Annotated in this window: 7 protein-coding genes, 3 tRNA genes and 3 rRNA genes; 3 read left to right on the top strand and 10 right to left on the bottom strand. The window is 33.0% G+C overall.

Annotated features, from left to right (window positions below; genetic code table 11):
- Positions 1 to 17 precede the first annotated feature (17 nt).
- The 4 genes from LPB137_RS14260 to LPB137_RS13015 form a co-directional block, all read right to left on the bottom strand.
- Entirely contained in the window at positions 18 to 194 is a 177-nt protein-coding gene (locus LPB137_RS14260; RefSeq protein ID WP_156981743.1) for a hypothetical protein, read from the bottom strand.
- Positions 195 to 322: 128 nt separating this feature from the next.
- A complete protein-coding gene (locus tag LPB137_RS13005) occupies positions 323 to 1882 on the bottom strand; it encodes an HlyD family type I secretion periplasmic adaptor subunit (protein ID WP_083657270.1) in 1560 nt (519 codons plus the stop codon).
- A complete protein-coding gene (locus LPB137_RS13010; RefSeq protein ID WP_076088780.1) occupies positions 1879 to 4044 on the bottom strand; it encodes a type I secretion system permease/ATPase in 2166 nt (721 codons plus the stop codon). Before LPB137_RS13010 ends, LPB137_RS13005 begins: the two co-directional genes overlap by 4 nt.
- Before the next feature lie 18 nt (positions 4045 to 4062).
- The gene (locus LPB137_RS13015) at positions 4063 to 5898 is read right to left on the bottom strand and encodes a TolC family protein (protein WP_076088782.1); all 1836 of its coding nucleotides are present in this window, start codon (positions 5896 to 5898) and stop codon (positions 4063 to 4065) included.
- Positions 5899 to 6044: 146 nt separating this feature from the next.
- Here LPB137_RS13015 and LPB137_RS13020 point away from each other — a divergent pair, with 146 nt between their 5' ends.
- Positions 6045 to 6758 carry a response regulator transcription factor gene (locus LPB137_RS13020; protein WP_076088784.1) on the top strand — a complete coding sequence of 238 codons (714 nt, stop codon included), beginning with the start codon at positions 6045 to 6047 and terminating at the stop codon, positions 6756 to 6758.
- Between the two features lie 143 nt (positions 6759 to 6901).
- Here LPB137_RS13020 and rrf read toward each other — a convergent pair.
- The 6 genes from rrf to LPB137_RS13050 all read right to left on the bottom strand — a co-directional run bounded on the left by rrf (position 6902) and on the right by LPB137_RS13050 (position 12844).
- Positions 6902 to 7017: ribosomal RNA gene (rrf, locus tag LPB137_RS13025) — 5S ribosomal RNA — on the bottom strand.
- Positions 7018 to 7184: 167 nt separating this feature from the next.
- Positions 7185 to 10100: ribosomal RNA gene (locus LPB137_RS13030) — 23S ribosomal RNA — on the bottom strand.
- 412 nt (positions 10101 to 10512) lie between these two features.
- Positions 10513 to 12029, bottom strand: a 16S ribosomal RNA gene (locus LPB137_RS13035).
- The 16S, 23S and 5S rRNA genes sit together here with 3 tRNA genes alongside, the layout of an rRNA operon.
- 493 nt (positions 12030 to 12522) lie before the next feature.
- Positions 12523 to 12598 (bottom strand) — tRNA-Cys (locus tag LPB137_RS13040).
- 56 nt (positions 12599 to 12654) lie between these two features.
- Positions 12655 to 12743: transfer RNA gene (locus LPB137_RS13045), tRNA-Ser, on the bottom strand.
- Between the two features lie 14 nt (positions 12744 to 12757).
- Positions 12758 to 12844 (bottom strand) — tRNA-Leu (locus LPB137_RS13050).
- A gap of 191 nt (positions 12845 to 13035) precedes the next feature.
- On the opposite strand from LPB137_RS13050, the gene ilvD reads away from it, so the two are divergent.
- Positions 13036 to 14724, top strand: coding sequence for a dihydroxy-acid dehydratase (gene ilvD, locus LPB137_RS13055; RefSeq protein WP_076088786.1), 1689 nt, complete (start codon positions 13036 to 13038; stop codon positions 14722 to 14724).
- Between the two features lie 124 nt (positions 14725 to 14848).
- Positions 14849 to 16267 carry a Do family serine endopeptidase gene (locus LPB137_RS13060; protein ID WP_076088788.1) on the top strand — a complete coding sequence of 473 codons (1419 nt, stop codon included), beginning with the start codon at positions 14849 to 14851 and terminating at the stop codon, positions 16265 to 16267.
- The last annotated feature ends 2 nt before the right edge of the window (positions 16268 to 16269 follow it).

Genomic DNA, 16269 nt, shown 5'->3' on the forward strand with positions numbered 1-16269 from the left:
ATATCCTCTTTTATATCTTATAATTCTATTGTAATATCTTCGTTGATTAATAGCTTAACTAATGAGCTATCACCTGTACCTTGGTAAACATTATATGTTACGCTATCTAGTATCTCAATTGAGTTCTCAACCCATTCGTTCTCATAAAAACTTATATCTTCATCATCAATAAGTAAATAATCATCAATAATCATCTTAGACCTTTTTAATTTTATGTAATTAAAATTATTTATTCTAATATAATATGACAATAAAGTCTCTAAAAAGTTTTTTAAATATAATTTTTAAGGTTTTTTTGAAGAAAAAGATAACTAAATATTAGTTATCTTTCATGTAAGGAGTCTTGTTTAACTTTTAAGATTGGTTTTAAAAGGAAATCAAGAATAGATTTTTTACCAGTAACAATATCAACACTTGCTACCATTCCTGGGATAATAGGTAACTTAGTACCATTTCTTTCAAGATAGTTTTTATTAGTTTTTACTAAAACACGGTAATAACTTTTACCTTCTTTAGATTCTTTATCAACTATACTATCAGCAGATATTTCAATTATCTTACCTTCTAATCCACCATAAATAGAAAAATCATAAGCAGTAATTTTAATAATTGCTTTATGACTAGGATTAATAAAAGCAATATCTCTAGGATCAATTTTAGCTTCAACAACTAATGCATCACTCAAAGGAACAATTTCAACTAACTCCATTCCCGATTGAACAACCCCACCAATAGTATTTAAATTAAGTTGTTTAATAATTCCATCAACAGGAGAACTAATAACAGTTTTTGCAACTTTATCTTCATCACCTACTAGTTTTGCTTCAAATTTATTAATTAATCCAGCTGTTTTTTGTAACTCATTTGAAGCTTCAGCTCTGAATGTATTTACTTTTTCATTAATTCTATTTCGAGCTTCAGTAATTGCATAATTAGACCTTGATATAGATAATTTAGCTGTATCTAAATCACCTTTTGTTTGTGTGTATTCTTTTTCAATATTAAGTAAATCAAATTTTGATTTAACTCCTCTTGAAACTAATTTTTTAATTGTTTTTCTTTGTTCAGTAATATATCCTAAACTTTCATCGAGTTTTTTAATATTACTTCTAATTTCTTTCAATTCTTGTCTTTTTTGACTAGCTTGATTTTCTAAAACACGTACAGAAGACTTTAGTTCTCTAAATCTATTTTCTAAAAGTAGTGTTTCATTAATATCATATCTTGAACTATCTTTTAGAACTTTTTTATTAAACTTTATTTTTGGTAATGATTTATTTACATCAATTCTTGATTCAATTTCTAATCTTGCCATAATGGCTAATAAAGACAAATACTCTTGTTTACTTTCATCAAGTGTTGCTTTAAACCTTGTAGTATCAATTTTCATTAAAGCATCACCACTTTTTACTGTTTGACCTTCTTTAATAAAAATTTCTGAAATTATTCCACCATCTAAAGATTGAACTGTTTGAATTTTATCAGTAGGAATAACTTTACCATTACCTCTAGCTAATTCATCAATTTGTGCAAATGCAGCCCAAAGAATTAACGATGAAAAAACGACTGTAACTAATAAAAAAATTATATTTGAAGACTTTGATGCTTCTTCATTAGCATTAGCATAACTTGAATAAACAAATTCTAAATCATCTTCTTCCTCATCAGATACTCCATAAAGTTTTTGTATCCAATTAATTAAGCCTTTCTTAGGTTTTCTAACTTCCTTAGTGAAGTCTTCTTTCTTATAACCTTCTTCTATTTTTTCTTCTTGCTTAATTTCTTCTTTTTCTTTGACTTCTTTTTTTGAAGTTTCAATAACAGTTAAATGATCATTATCCTCACTTAAAATATTATCAAGTTTATTGTTTACATCACTCATTTCTTACTCACTTTATTTGTGAATACTTCAGATTTCGGTCCATCTACAACAATTTGGCCATTTTCAACAATAATAACTCTATCAACTAATTCTAAAAGTGATGTTTTATGAGTAACTACTATAAGCGTTTTATCTAGAATAATTTTCTTTATTCTATCTATAAATTGCTTTTCTGTTTGCCTATCCATTGAATTTGTAGGTTCATCTAGCATTATAATATTAGGATCAGAAATAAGTGCCCTAGCTAATGTAACAGATTGCCTTTCTCCACCTGATAATCCTTCCCCTCTCTCACCTACAAGTAAATCATATCCTGCTGCATGTTTTCCTAAGAAATCATCAAGACCTGCAATTTTTGAAACTCTTAATAATTCTTCATCAGAGACAAACTGCTCGCCAATTGTAAGATTATCTTTAATTGAACCCATAAATAAAAATGGTTCTTGAGGAACAGTACCAATTGCTTGTCTTAAATCAGTTGGATCAATTTGTCTTGTATCTAAACCATCAATTAAAACAGATCCATCTGTTGGCTCATATAAATTCATAATCATTTTTAGTAAAGTTGATTTACCTGAACCTATTTTCCCCAATATAGCTATTCTTTCACCTTGTTTAATTTTTAGATTTATATCTTTTAAAGTTTGATGATTCTGATCTTTATAAGAAAACTGAACATCTTTTAATTCTATATCACCTTTTAAATTAGGTCTACTAATATAAGATTTATTCTCTTTTTCAACTGGCATATTCATTACTTCATCTAAATTATCTAAAGATAACATCGTTTTATCAAATTTAATAATCATTCCAACAAGTTGAGAAACAGGAGCAATTACTCTTCCATTAAGAATCATAGCAGCAATAATTGCACCCATTGTAATTTCACCATCTTGAGCTAAATACACTCCCCCTGCAACAATTGCAATATTTGAGAACTGAGAAATAAATGCAGTAAAATAAGTAATACTTTGAGATAAAAAATGCCCTTTATCAGCATAATGAACAGTTTTATTAATAGATTGATCCCAATGAGTTCTCATTCTATTTTGAGCTTTAACACTTTTAATAATCTCTAAACCAGCTACTGTTTCAATTAGGGTAGTTTGTTTAATCTGTTCTTCTTTTACAGATTTTTCAATAATAGTTTTTAAAGGACGTTGTAAATACCATGAAAATACTAAAGAAATTAAAACAGTAGCAACTGTAATATAAGCTAATGGTCCCGCAATATATACGATTACTAGAATAAAAATTAATACAAAAGGTAAGTCAACAATAGCTGCAATAGTTGCTGATGTAAAAAATTCTCTAACACTTTCAAAAGATTGTAATCTACTTACAAACTGTCCTGTTGAAGAAGGTTTTGATTCCATTTTAATATTTAATATATGATTAAATATTTTATTAGACATTATTGTATCAGCTCTTTTACTAGCTATTCCTAAAAAATGTGCTCTTAAAACCTTTAAAATCAAATCAAATAACATTACAATAGATATACCTATAAATAAAGCCCACAATGTTTCAATTGCATTATTTGGTAAAACTCTATCATAAACATTCATTGTAAATAAAGGTGTTGCTAATATAAAGATATTTATAAATAAAGAAACTACAATTACTTGTTTATATATACCTTTATTTCTTAATAATGTACCCCAAAACCACTCTTTTGGATTGTCAACTAAAACTTCTTTTTCAATTCTATTATTAAAATTATATTCAGGTTTAATAATAATTACTTCACCTGTATATTCTGATTCTAGTTTACTAATTTCCATTACTGTTTCACCAGAACTAAGACCAGGTAGTATAACACTTGCTATTCCAGAGTCTAAATCATAATCAAGTAAAACACAAGCCCGTTCTTTATCTAGAATTAAAACAGATGGCAATGCAAGTTTTGTGATATCTTTTATATTATTTCTTTTAACAGTTTTGCCAATTAAGCCAATTTTAGCTGCTGCTTCATGAAACATTGAAATATTCATTGAAGATTTATGAATAGGAAGTCCAAAAGTTAAGGACTCTGCAGAAGTTTCTCTTTTGTGAAATTTAGATAAAAAAAGTAGACAACCTAAAAGGTCATCTACTTTTCTTCTATCTTTTAAATTAGTTAATGTTTCACTTTCAGTTAAGTTAGAATCATTATTTTCCAATATTTACCTTTTTAAAGCCTAGTGGTATTTTTTATATAACTTTTGATGTTTACTAATATTATCAATATAAGGTTTACCAGCTTTTAAATCTGTTGAGAAGTTAGCTATTGCTGCTTTTGCTTCTTTTACTGAATCAAATATACCATAAATAACCTTTGCGCTTTTCATTCCTGGTCCAAATTCATAAGTATATGCTTGAGTTGAATCTAATCCTTTTTCAGATACAAATTCATTTGCTTTTTGTAAACCTTTTGTTGTAGCAATATTAACAGTATAACTTTCTGGTGAAGCATCTAAGAATGAGGCATATTCAATATATTGTGCATCTGCAGGAATAACAACAGCAGGAACAGTTTCATCTGGATTAACAGATAATTTGTCTTCTACAACAGTATTTGCAACATCATCACCTAATAATACATTTAACTCATCTGATACTTCTTCTTTTTTTGTTTCAACTGTATTATCATCTTCTAACATTTGAGCAACTTCATCAGTTTGTACATTCGTATTAGATTCAACAACTTCAACAGGTAATACACTTGAACCATCTTGATTTTCTGTTAATATAGATTCACTTAACATAGAACTATTATTTAATATTTCATAATAGTTTGAGTATAAATCATATTCTCTATTAACTAAACTTTTTTTAGCTTCATATAGTTCAGTTTGTGCATTTAAAATATCTACAAAAGTTCTAGTACCTGCTTCAAATTCACTTTTATATACATCAACAATATTTTCATTTGCAGTTACATATTTTTTTAATACTTCAATTCTATCTTTATTTTTCATAAATCTTTGGTAATTAACTTTAGTATTTTCTACTACTTTATTTGTAATACCATCTAATCTATCTTTTTGTTCAGCTAAAAATAATTCTTCTTGCTTTGAAACAGCATGATCTCCACCACCATTATAAATATTCCATGCTAAATTAATTCTACCGTATACTTGATCTTCTTTACCTTCTTCATCTAAAGATAAGTCATTATCAGTTAAAGCTTTTAATTCTAATCCTAATGTAGGTAAAAAAGTGGCATCAGCTTGTGCAATTAATTCTCTTTGCGCTTTAATTCTTTCTATTTGTTCTAATACTTCATTGTTTCTAAGAACAGCTAATTCAACTGCTTTTTGTAAACTTGTAGGGATTTTACTCATATCTATACTAGGTCTAGTTTCAGAACCATCTGCTTCAGAACCAATATATCTTTTAAATGTACTAAGTCTAGAGCTTTTTAAATCTTTTTCTTCTAGATATTTTTCTTTCACAAAGTTTAATTTTGAATCAACTTGATATGTTTCTAATACTTCACCACTAATTGATTCTTTTTCTTTAGCTATTTCAAGATTCTCTTCATTTGTTACAATCATATCTTTTGTTAAGGCTAATAATTCATTATATTGAACTAGACCAGTATATGCAGTTATTGTTTCTAATACAACATTCTCAATATTTGCTCTAGTTCTATATTTATTTGCAAGTTCATTATGCTTAGCTTCTCTTACTCTACTAGGAGTTAAATCACCATCATAAATCATTTGATTTAATGCAATACCAAAGTTGTATCCATCTTCATCATCAGTTGTATCATTTAATGTTGATGTAGAATCATATTCTTTTTTTGTTTTACTCTTTTCTAGTGTACCATCAATATCAATTCTTGGGTAATAATTACCTCTTCTTTCATCTATATATTTTCTAAATGCTTTTTGATTATTTTTTTCAGCTATAACTTCAGGGTTAGTTGCTAAAACTTTTTCAATACTATCTTTTAAACTAATAGCATGTAATGCTGTACTTGCAAGTACAGAAATACAAGTAAATTTTAATAGTTTACTTATTTTCATTGCTTTTCCTTTGTGAATGATTGCAGAATTCTTAAATAATTTTATTCGTTACTCTATTGAAATATAACTTAAGACTTGATAAAATGTATTGTAACATAAATAATAAAATTTTATGTTATAATTTATAATATTTTATAAGGCTTTTGATGAATACCATTGAAAAACAACTCGATTTTAATAATATATTAAAAAATTTAAATATTTTATATATTGAAGATGAAGATAATATAAGAGAAAATGTATCTAAAACATTAAGACTAATATGTAAAGAAGTTTTTGAAGTTAGTAATATTTCAGAAGCTATAAAAGAATCAATAGATAATAGAATTGATATAATAATTTCTGATATAAATCTAGGTGTTGATAATGGTTTAGATTTTATTGAAGAGCTTAGAAAAACTGACAAAAATATTCCAGTAATACTCATAAGTGCTTATACAGACACAAAATATTTACTTAAAGCTACAAAATTAAAATTAGTTGATTATTTAACTAAACCTATAGATTTTAAAATGTTAAAAAATGCTTTAACAAATTGTGTTCATGATATCATAGATAATGCTAAATATATCATTAGCTTTCCTCAAAATATAAACTACAATGTTCTAGAAAAAAAACTATATAATTTACAAAAAAAAGAAGAAATCACTCTAACTTCAAAAGAAGTCTTATTATTAGATTATTTAATAAAATATAATAATAGAGTAGTACCACATGATGAATTAAAAATTAATATATGGGAAGATATGTATGATGCAAGTGATTCTGCTTTAAAAAATTTGCTAAATAAGTTACGTAAAAAAATAGGAAAAGAAACAATAAAAAATATTTCAGGTCTTGGATTTAGAATTATTATATAAAGATTTATAAGAAAAAGATTAGAAAGAAGATTTAAATAAAAGTATAAAAGAAAAAAGCTAAAACAGGAAAAAAGCGGCTAAAAAAAAAGCTTTCAGCTAAAAGAACAAAGTTCAAATAGCTAAAAGCTTAGTAAATACTCAAGAGCTGGCAGCGGCCTACGTTTCCACAAGGGGACCCTGCAGTATTATCAGCGATGAAGAGCTTGACTTCCAGGTTCGAAATGGAGCTGGGTATTTCCTCTTCTCTATAACCACCAGCAAAACTGAGTAATCAATATACCATTGCAAAAATGCTAGTATACTCATTACTCAACTTAATCTGTGAGTAAAGATATTAATAATGTTAAAGTCAACGCATTTTATTTTTTATTCATACATACTGTACACTTAATAAGATAGTAAACCAAAGAATACTAAATTTGAATTATAAATAAGCCAAACGATCTATTAGTACTAGTCAGCTAAACGTCTTACAACGCTTACACATCTAGCCTATCAACCAGCTAGTCTTGCTGGGATCTTCAGGGAAAGTTAATCTTGGAGTTGGCTTCGTGCTTAGATGCTTTCAGCGCTTATCTCATCCGTACGTAGCTACCCAACGATGCTCTTGGCAGAACAATTGGTACACTAGTGGTACGTTCATCCCGGTCCTCTCGTACTAGGGACAAATCTCCTCAACTTTCCTACGCCCACGGAAGATAGGGACCGAACTGTCTCACGACGTTCTGAACCCAGCTCGCGTACCGCTTTAAATGGCGAACAGCCATACCCTTGGGACCTGCTTCAGCCCCAGGATGCGATGAGCCGACATCGAGGTGCCAAACCTCCCCGTCGATGTGAGCTCTTGGGGGAGATCAGCCTGTTATCCCCGGCGTACCTTTTATCCTTTGAGCGATGGCCCTTCCACACAGAACCACCGGATCACTATGACCGACTTTCGTCTCTGTTCGACTTGTATGTCTCACAGTCAAGCTAGTTTATGCCATTATACTCAACTGGCGATTTCCATCCGCCATGAACTAACCTTTGTAAGCCTCCGTTACTTTTTAGGAGGCGACCGCCCCAGTCAAACTACCCACCAGACATTGTCCTGAACGAGGATAACTCGTCCCAGTTAGTAACTCAAATATTCAAGGGTGGTATCTCAAGGATGGCTCCACTAGAATTGGCATCCTAGTTTCATAGCCTCCCACCTATCCTGCACATGAATATCCAAGCTACAGTGTCAAGCTGTAGTAAAGGTGCACGGGGTCTTTCCGTCTTTCCGCGGGTAGGAGGAATTTTCACCTCCACTACAATTTCACTGGATCCCTGGTTGAGACAGCTCCCATCTCGTTACGCCATTCATGCAGGTCGGTATTTAACCGACAAGGAATTTCGCTACCTTAGGACCGTTATAGTTACGGCCGCCGTTTACTCGGGCTTCAATCAAATGCTTCGATAAATCTAACATCATCAGTTAACCTTCGAGCACCGGGCAGGCGTCACACCTTATACATCCTCTTACGAGTTAGCAAAGTGCTGTGTTTTTGGTAAACAGTCGGGAGGGACTCTTTGTTGCAACCTCTCTAGCTTTCGGAAGTAAATTCCTATACCAAAGTAGGCACACCTTATACCGAAGATACGGTGCTAGTTTGCAGAGTTCCTTAACCAGGGTTCTTCCACGCGCCTTAGAATACTCATCCCACCCACCTGTGTCGGTTTACGGTACGGGCAACAAACAATATGCTTAGTGGCTTTTCTTGGCACGACAGTATCATCGATTCTCCATCTCCTCCGAAGAGTGTCAGGAGCCTGTAAGATCTCGGTCTCATGTAATCCGGATTTGCCTAAATTACGACCTACGTCCTTCGACCCACTATTCCATCAGTGAGCTCGATTAACTCTATGCGTCCCCACATCACGCTTGTTTGTTGGTATTGAAATATTAATCAATTTGCCATCGTCTACCCCTTTCGGACTCGACTTAGGACCCGACTAACCCTACGATGACGAGCATCGCGTAGGAAACCTTGGGTTTTCGGCGTTGAGGATTCTCACCTCAATTATCGCTACTCATGCCTGCATGCTCACTTCTATCCGCTCCAACGCTCCTTACCGGTACATCTTCAACGCTGAATAGAACGCTCTCCTACCACTCAATATAAAATATTGAATCTAAAGCTTCGGTGCATATCTTAGCCCCGTTATATTTTCCGCGCAGAATCACTAGACCAGTGAGCTGTTACGCTTTCTTTAAAGGATGGCTGCTTCTAAGCCAACCTCCTGGTTGTCACAGTAACTCCACATCGTTTTCCACTTAGATATGACTTTGGGACCTTAGCTGTTAGTCTGGGTTGTTCCCCTCTCGACATAGGATTTTATCACCCTACGCCTGACTCCTGCGATTACACATATAGTATTCATAGTTTGATAGGGTTTGGTACCGCGGTAAGCAGCCCTAGCCCATTCAGTGCTCTACCCCTATATGCTACTACGCAAGGCTATACCTAAATATATTTCGGAGAGAACCAGCTATCACGAAGTTTGATTGGCCTTTCACCCCTATCCACAAGTCATCCGAGCACTTTTCAACGCACACCGGTTCGGTCCTCCACTGGCTCTTACACCAGCTTCAACCTGCTCATGGATAGATCACTTCGTTTCGGGTCTGCAGCATCTGACTAAGTCGCCCTATTAAGACTCGCTTTCGCTACGGCTTCGCACTTGGCTTAACCTTGCCAGACACCACAACTCGCAGGCTCATTATGCAAAAGGCAGTCCGTCACCCTGATAAATCATAGGGCTCCGAATGATTGTAAGCTAATGGTTTCAGGTTCTATTTCACTCTCCTCGCTGGAGTACTTTTCACCTTTCCCTCACGGTACTTGTTCACTATCGATCTGTAAGTAGTATTTAGGATTAGAGGGTGGTCCCCCTAGATTCAGACAAAATATCACGTGTTCCGTCCTACTCAGGATACCAATAGAGCTATTGAACATTTCGATTACAGGAGTATCACCTTCTACGCTTAACCTTTCCAGGTTATTCATCTATATTCTCTAGTCTCACATCTTGGTCCTACAACCCCCTATGCAAGCATAGGGTTTGTCCTAATCCCATTTCGCTCGCCGCTACTTTGGGAATCTCTTTTGATTTCTCTTCCTCTGGTTACTGAGATGTTTCACTTCACCAGGTTTGCCCACTTTCGTGTAACTAATATCTCTATTAGCTGGGTTGTCCCATTCGGAGATCTACGGATCAAAACTTCTTGACAGTTCCCCGTAGCTTTTCGCAGTCTAGTACGTCCTTCATCGCCTCTTACAGTCTAGGCATCCACCATTAGCCCTTAATAGCTTATAATAAACAGAATTTAATCTGTCGCATTTGATAATTATTCTTTGGCTACTATCTTATTAAACATACTTTAATGCATATTTCATAAAATAATAAATTGTGTTCTATCTAATCTCTTAGATAGTTTTTAAAATTGTTTATTAATCTTTACTAATAAATTAGTATTAATTAATGAAAAAATTAAAAGACTTTAACATTATATTTTTAAATATCTTGCTAGCTTAAAAAAACAAGTTTTTTCAAGGTAACGCGTTTTGGTAATTAAACCAAATATAAATACTTTATATTAAGTACTTATATTTAGTTTGAATAACTAAACTCTAATATGTAAGGTTTTTAATAATCTTTATAAACCGAACATAATACTCTTTATTGTTTTTCTTGATGAGACTTAAAACGAATTAAGTCTCTTTCTCTGAAAGGAGGTGATCCAACCGCAGGTTCTCCTACGGTTACCTTGTTACGACTTCACCCCAGTTACTGAATCCACTGTGGAGGGTAGCTACTTTAGCATTCCCGCTTCGAATGAGTTCAATTCCCATGGTGTGACGGGCGGTGAGTACAAGACCCGGGAACGTATTCACCGTAGCATTGCTGATCTACGATTACTAGCGATTCCAACTTCAAGCAGTCGAGTTGCAGACTGCTATCCGAACTGGGAGATATTTTTGAGATTTGCTCCACCTCACGGTATTGCTGCTCTTTGTATACCCCATTGTAGCACGTGTGTAGCCCTGGACGTAAGGGCCATGATGACTTGACGTCGTCCTCACCTTCCTCCTGGTTACCCAGGCAGTCTCATTAGAGTTCTCAGCCGAACTGTTAGCAACTAATGACGAGGGTTGCGCTCGTTGCGGGACTTAACCCAACATCTCACGACACGAGCTGACGACAGCCGTGCAGCACCTGTATGATAGTTCTAGCAAGCTAGCACTATTACATCTCTGTTATATTCTATCTATGTCAAGTCCAGGTAAGGTTCTTCGCGTATCGTCGAATTAAACCACATGCTCCACCGCTTGTGCGGGTCCCCGTCTATTCCTTTGAGTTTTAATCTTGCGACCGTACTCCCCAGGCGGCACACTTAATGTGTTAACTGCATTACTGCAAGGTCTAGCCTCACAACAACTAGTGTGCATCGTTTAGGGCGTGGACTACCAGGGTATCTAATCCTGTTTGCTCCCCACGCTTTCGAATCTCAGCGTCAATAATGTTCCAGTAGATCGCCTTCGCAATCGGTATTCCTTCTGATCTCTACGGATTTTACCCCTACACCAGAAATTCCATCTACCTCTCCCATATTCTAGATAGAAAGTTTCAAAAGCAGTTCAATAGTTGAGCTATTGGATTTCACTTCTGACTTTTCTATCCGCCTACATTCTCTTTACGCCCAGTGATTCCGAGTAACGCTTGCACCCTCCGTATTACCGCGGCTGCTGGCACGGAGTTAGCCGGTGCTTATTCATATAGTACCGTCATTATCTTCCTATATAAAAGGAGTTTACGCACCGAAATGTGTCATCCTCCACGCGGCGTTGCTGCATCAGACTTTCGTCCATTGTGCAATATTCCCCACTGCTGCCTCCCGTAGGAGTCTGGACCGTGTCTCAGTTCCAGTGTGACTGATCATCCTCTCAAACCAGTTAAGCGTCATTGTCTTGGTGAGCCATTACCTCACCAACTAACTGATACTGTACAGGCCGATCTTCAAGCTATAAATATTTCCCTTGCTCCCTTATGGGATAAAGGCATATAGGGTATTAGCAATCGTTTCCAATTGTTATCCCCTTCTTGAAGGCACGTTACCTATATATTACTCACCCGTGCGCCACTTAGCTGACAATTAAAGCAAGCTTTAATCCGTTCTCGTTCGACTTGCATGTGTTAAGCACGCCGCCAGCGTTCACTCTGAGCCAGGATCAAACTCTCCATAATATGAAGTTACATAATTTAATATGTAATAGTTTGAAACTGACAAATTTGTATTGTTATACAAAATTATCACTCAAATTTATAGACAAGAATTAATTCTTGTTATAATATTTTTATTTTTTTTAAATCTATTTATTTTAGATTATATATTAGAGTATTATATTCAGTTTATAAAGATTACTTTACAAACTTCATTACATTGTTAAAGATCATCCATCGTATCGGCTGTTCATCAAATGTTTTTGATGTCGTTCCTCTGTTTTTGGACGGGAATTATAGGGTATAATTTTCTTCTTGTCAAGGGGTTTTTCTTAGATGTGGCTTAAATTTTGGAATTCCTTTGATTTTGTCTATTTTTTATCAATTTTGCTATTGAATTATTAAATTTTTTTATCTAAGCATATTACAGAGTATAATATATAAATAATAGTCAATAAAATATATCTAGCAATAATACATATTATAGAAAAAGAATTAAATATTTGAATTTAGAAAATGGAGGAGCTAGTCGGACTCGAACCAACGCATACCGGATTTGCAATCCGGGGCATTACCAGCTTTGCTATAGCTCCAATGTTAGATAAATCATTTTTATATTGGAAAGAAAATGATTAGTTGTAAATAAAAGTGGCAGAGAGCAAGGGATTCGAACCCTCGGAGGCGTGAACCTCGCCGGTTTTCAAAACCGGTCCATTCGACCAACTCTGGCAACTCTCTACTTTTATAATTAGTGGTGCGAATGGTCGGAATTGAACCGACACTCCGAAACCGGAATTGGATTTTAAGTCCAACGCGTCTACCTATTCCGCCACACTCGCACTATTTGGTAGAATCTAAAAAACTGATGTTTCTTAAATTGGAGTGGAATTATAATAGATTAATTATTCTTTGTCAAGAGTTTTTATAAAAAATGTTAAATTTTTTATTTTTTTTATTTTTTAATAAGATATCAACAGCAAAACATGTATAATAATTGAATAAACTATGTATACATTTAAAGGATTTAAAATTGAGAAGTGATGAAGTAAAAAAAGGCTTTGATAGAGCACCGCATAGATCTTTGTTAAGAGCTACGGGATTACAAGATGATGATTTTGAGAAACCATTTATTGGAGTTGCAAACTCTTTTATTGAGTTAATTCCTGGGCACTTCTTTTTAAACAAAGTTGGTGTGATTATTAAAGATGAGATTAAGAAGTGTGGTTGTGTACCTTTTGAATTTAATACTATTGGTGTTGATGATGGTATTGCAATGGGGCATGATGGTATGTTATTTTCATTACCTTCAAGAGAATTAATTGCAAGTTCAATTGAAACAGTAATGAATGCACATAAATTAGATGCAATGATTGCTATTCCAAATTGTGATAAAATTGTTCCTGGTATGATTATGGGTGCATTAAGAGTTAATGTTCCTACTATTTTCGTATCTGGTGGTCCAATGCAAAAAGGACATACTGAAGATGGAACTCCAATTGATTTAGCAACTGCATTTGAAGCTGTTGGTAAACATGAAGCTGGTGAAATTACAGATGAAGAGTTGCATGATATTGAATGTAATGCATGTCCAAGTGGTGGTTCATGTTCTGGAATGTTTACAGCAAACTCTATGAATACACTTATGGAAGCTATGGGAATTGCACTTCCTGGAAATGGAACAATTCTTGCTTTAACTCCTGAAAGAGAAGAACTATATAGAAAAGCAGCTAGAAGAATTTGTGAAATTGCTTTAGATAAGCAAGCAAGAGAAAAATACTTATTAAGAAATATTCTAAATGAAAATGCAGTAAGAAATGCATTTGCTGTTGATATGGCTATGGGTGGATCTTCTAACACTGTATTACATATGTTAGCAATTGCTAGAGAAGCAAAAGTTGATTTTAACTTAGAAGATATTAATAAAATTTCTAAAAGAGTTTCTCATATTGCTAAAATTTCTCCATCATTATCTACTGTACATATGGAAGATATTAATGTAGCTGGTGGTGTAAATGCAGTTATGAAAGAAATGACTAAACGTGGTGAAGATATATTACTTGATAATCTTACGATTACTGGTGAAAGTACTTTAGAGAAAATAAAAGACGCTTATATTAAAGATACAAATATCATTCATACTATTGATAATCCTTATTCTGATGTTGGTGGATTAGCTATTTTATATGGTAACTTAGCAGAAGAAGGTGCTGTTATTAAAACTGCTGGAATTACTGGTGCTCGTGCTCTTTCTGGGAAAGCTGTTTGTTTTGATGGACAAGCTGAAGCTATTGCTGGTATTGTTGGCGGAAAAGTAACTCATGGTGATGTTGTTGTAATTAGATATGAAGGACCTAAAGGTGGTCCAGGAATGCAAGAGATGCTTGCACCTACAAGTTTAATTATGGGAATGGGAATGGGTGATACTGTTGCACTTATTACTGATGGTAGGTTTAGTGGAGCTACTAGAGGAGCTTCAATTGGTCACGTTTCGCCTGAAGCTGCTGAAGGTGGAATGATTGGATTATTAAAAGATGGAGATATTATTAATATTGATGTTGATGCTTATCTTTTATCTGTTGATTTATCTGATGAAGAAATTGCAAAAAGAAGAGAAAACTTCACACCAATTAAAAAACCACTTACTTCAAGTTGGTTAGGACAATATAGATCACTTGTAACTAATGCAAGTAACGGTGCAATGCTAAAAACTGACCTTTAGTCTTAAATTTAATAGAATCAAGGAAAAACCTTGATTTTATTAACCAATTATTAACTATTGATTGAAAAATAGTTTACACTTATACCCTACAATTATATTAATCAAAAACTCAAAAGGATATATTGTGAAGAAAAAACTTTTATTTGCCTCAACATTAATTGCTAGTCAATTATTCGCTGAAACAATAAATTTTGATATGATGGATAAAAATCCTGAAAGAATAGCACCTAATACAAATAATCAAATTTTATCATTTAATGGTGCTATTAAAAAATCTATGAAATCAATTGTAAATATTTCAACAAAAAGACATGTTAATTCATCGACTGAAAACTTACCCTTACAAATGTTTAATGACCCATTTTTCAAAAGATTTTTTGGAGATCAATTTGGTAATCAATTTAAACAAAATAGAGTACAAAGATCATTAGGTTCTGGTGTGATTATTGCTAAGAATGGATATATTGTAACAAATAGCCATGTTATTGATAATGCTGAAGAAATTACTGTAACAATTGGAAATGATACAACAGAATATAGTGCTAAATTAATTGGAAAAGATGCTGATAGTGATTTAGCTGTTATAAAAATTGAGTCTGATAATTTAACTCCTATTAAATTTGGTCATTCAAAAGAGCTAGAAATTGCAGATATGATTTTTGCAATTGGAAACCCATTTGGAATTGGAAGTACTGTAACACAAGGTATTATTTCAGCTTTAAATAAAAATAAAGTTGGAATTAATAGATATGAAAACTATATTCAAACAGATGCATCAATAAATCCAGGAAACTCAGGAGGAGCTCTTGTTGATAGTAGAGGGGCATTAATTGGAATTAATACTGCTATTATTTCCAAAAGTGGTGGAAATAATGGAATTGGATTTGCAATTCCTGTAGCAATGGTTAAAGATGTTGTTAAAAAATTAGTATCAGATGGAAAAGTAACTCGTGGATATCTAGGTGTTGCTATTAGTGATTTAGACAAAGAAATGTCAAAAGTTTATAATCATAAAAAAGGTGCTTTAGTTCTAGATGTATCTCCTGATACTCCTGCTTTTAAATATGGTGTTAAAAGAGGTGATTTAATTTATGCTATTAACAATAAAGATATAAAAGATAGAACTTCATTACAAAATGTTGTAGCTTCATTTAAACCAAATGAAGAGATTGTACTTAAGATTGAACGAGATAAAAAGAATATTGAATTAAAAATCATATTAGGAAATAGATCAAGTCTAGTTCAAATCCAATCTAACAACGGTAGAGTTCTTGGCGGATTAAAAGTAAGTGCAATTGATGCTAATATGCAAAAACAATTTAGATTAGCTCCTGATACAAAAGGTGTGTTAATTTCTGATGTTGAACCAAAAAGTAAAGCTGAAAAAGTTGGTTTCCAAGCTGGAGATATTATAATTCAAATTGAAGATGTTGAAGTTAAAAACTTCCAAAATCTTGAAGTATCTTTAACAAAATACAAAAATAAACATAAAAGAGTTTATGTAAATAGATATGGGCAAACTATACTATTTGTTATAAAATAAAG

This window comes from Poseidonibacter parvus (assembly GCF_001956695.1).
GTDB lineage: Bacteria > Campylobacterota > Campylobacteria > Campylobacterales > Arcobacteraceae > Poseidonibacter > Poseidonibacter parvus.

Excerpts from the sequence above, each read along its gene's own strand:
- LPB137_RS14260 (WP_156981743.1), bottom strand. The coding sequence starts at position 194 with ATGATTATTGATGATTATTTACTTATTGATGATGAAGATATAAGTTTT.
- LPB137_RS13005 (WP_083657270.1), bottom strand. The coding sequence starts at position 1,882 with ATGAGTGATGTAAACAATAAACTTGATAATATTTTAAGTGAGGATAAT.
- LPB137_RS13015 (WP_076088782.1), bottom strand. The coding sequence starts at position 5,898 with ATGAAAATAAGTAAACTATTAAAATTTACTTGTATTTCTGTACTTGCA.
- LPB137_RS13020 (WP_076088784.1), top strand. The coding sequence starts at position 6,045 with ATGAATACCATTGAAAAACAACTCGATTTTAATAATATATTAAAAAAT.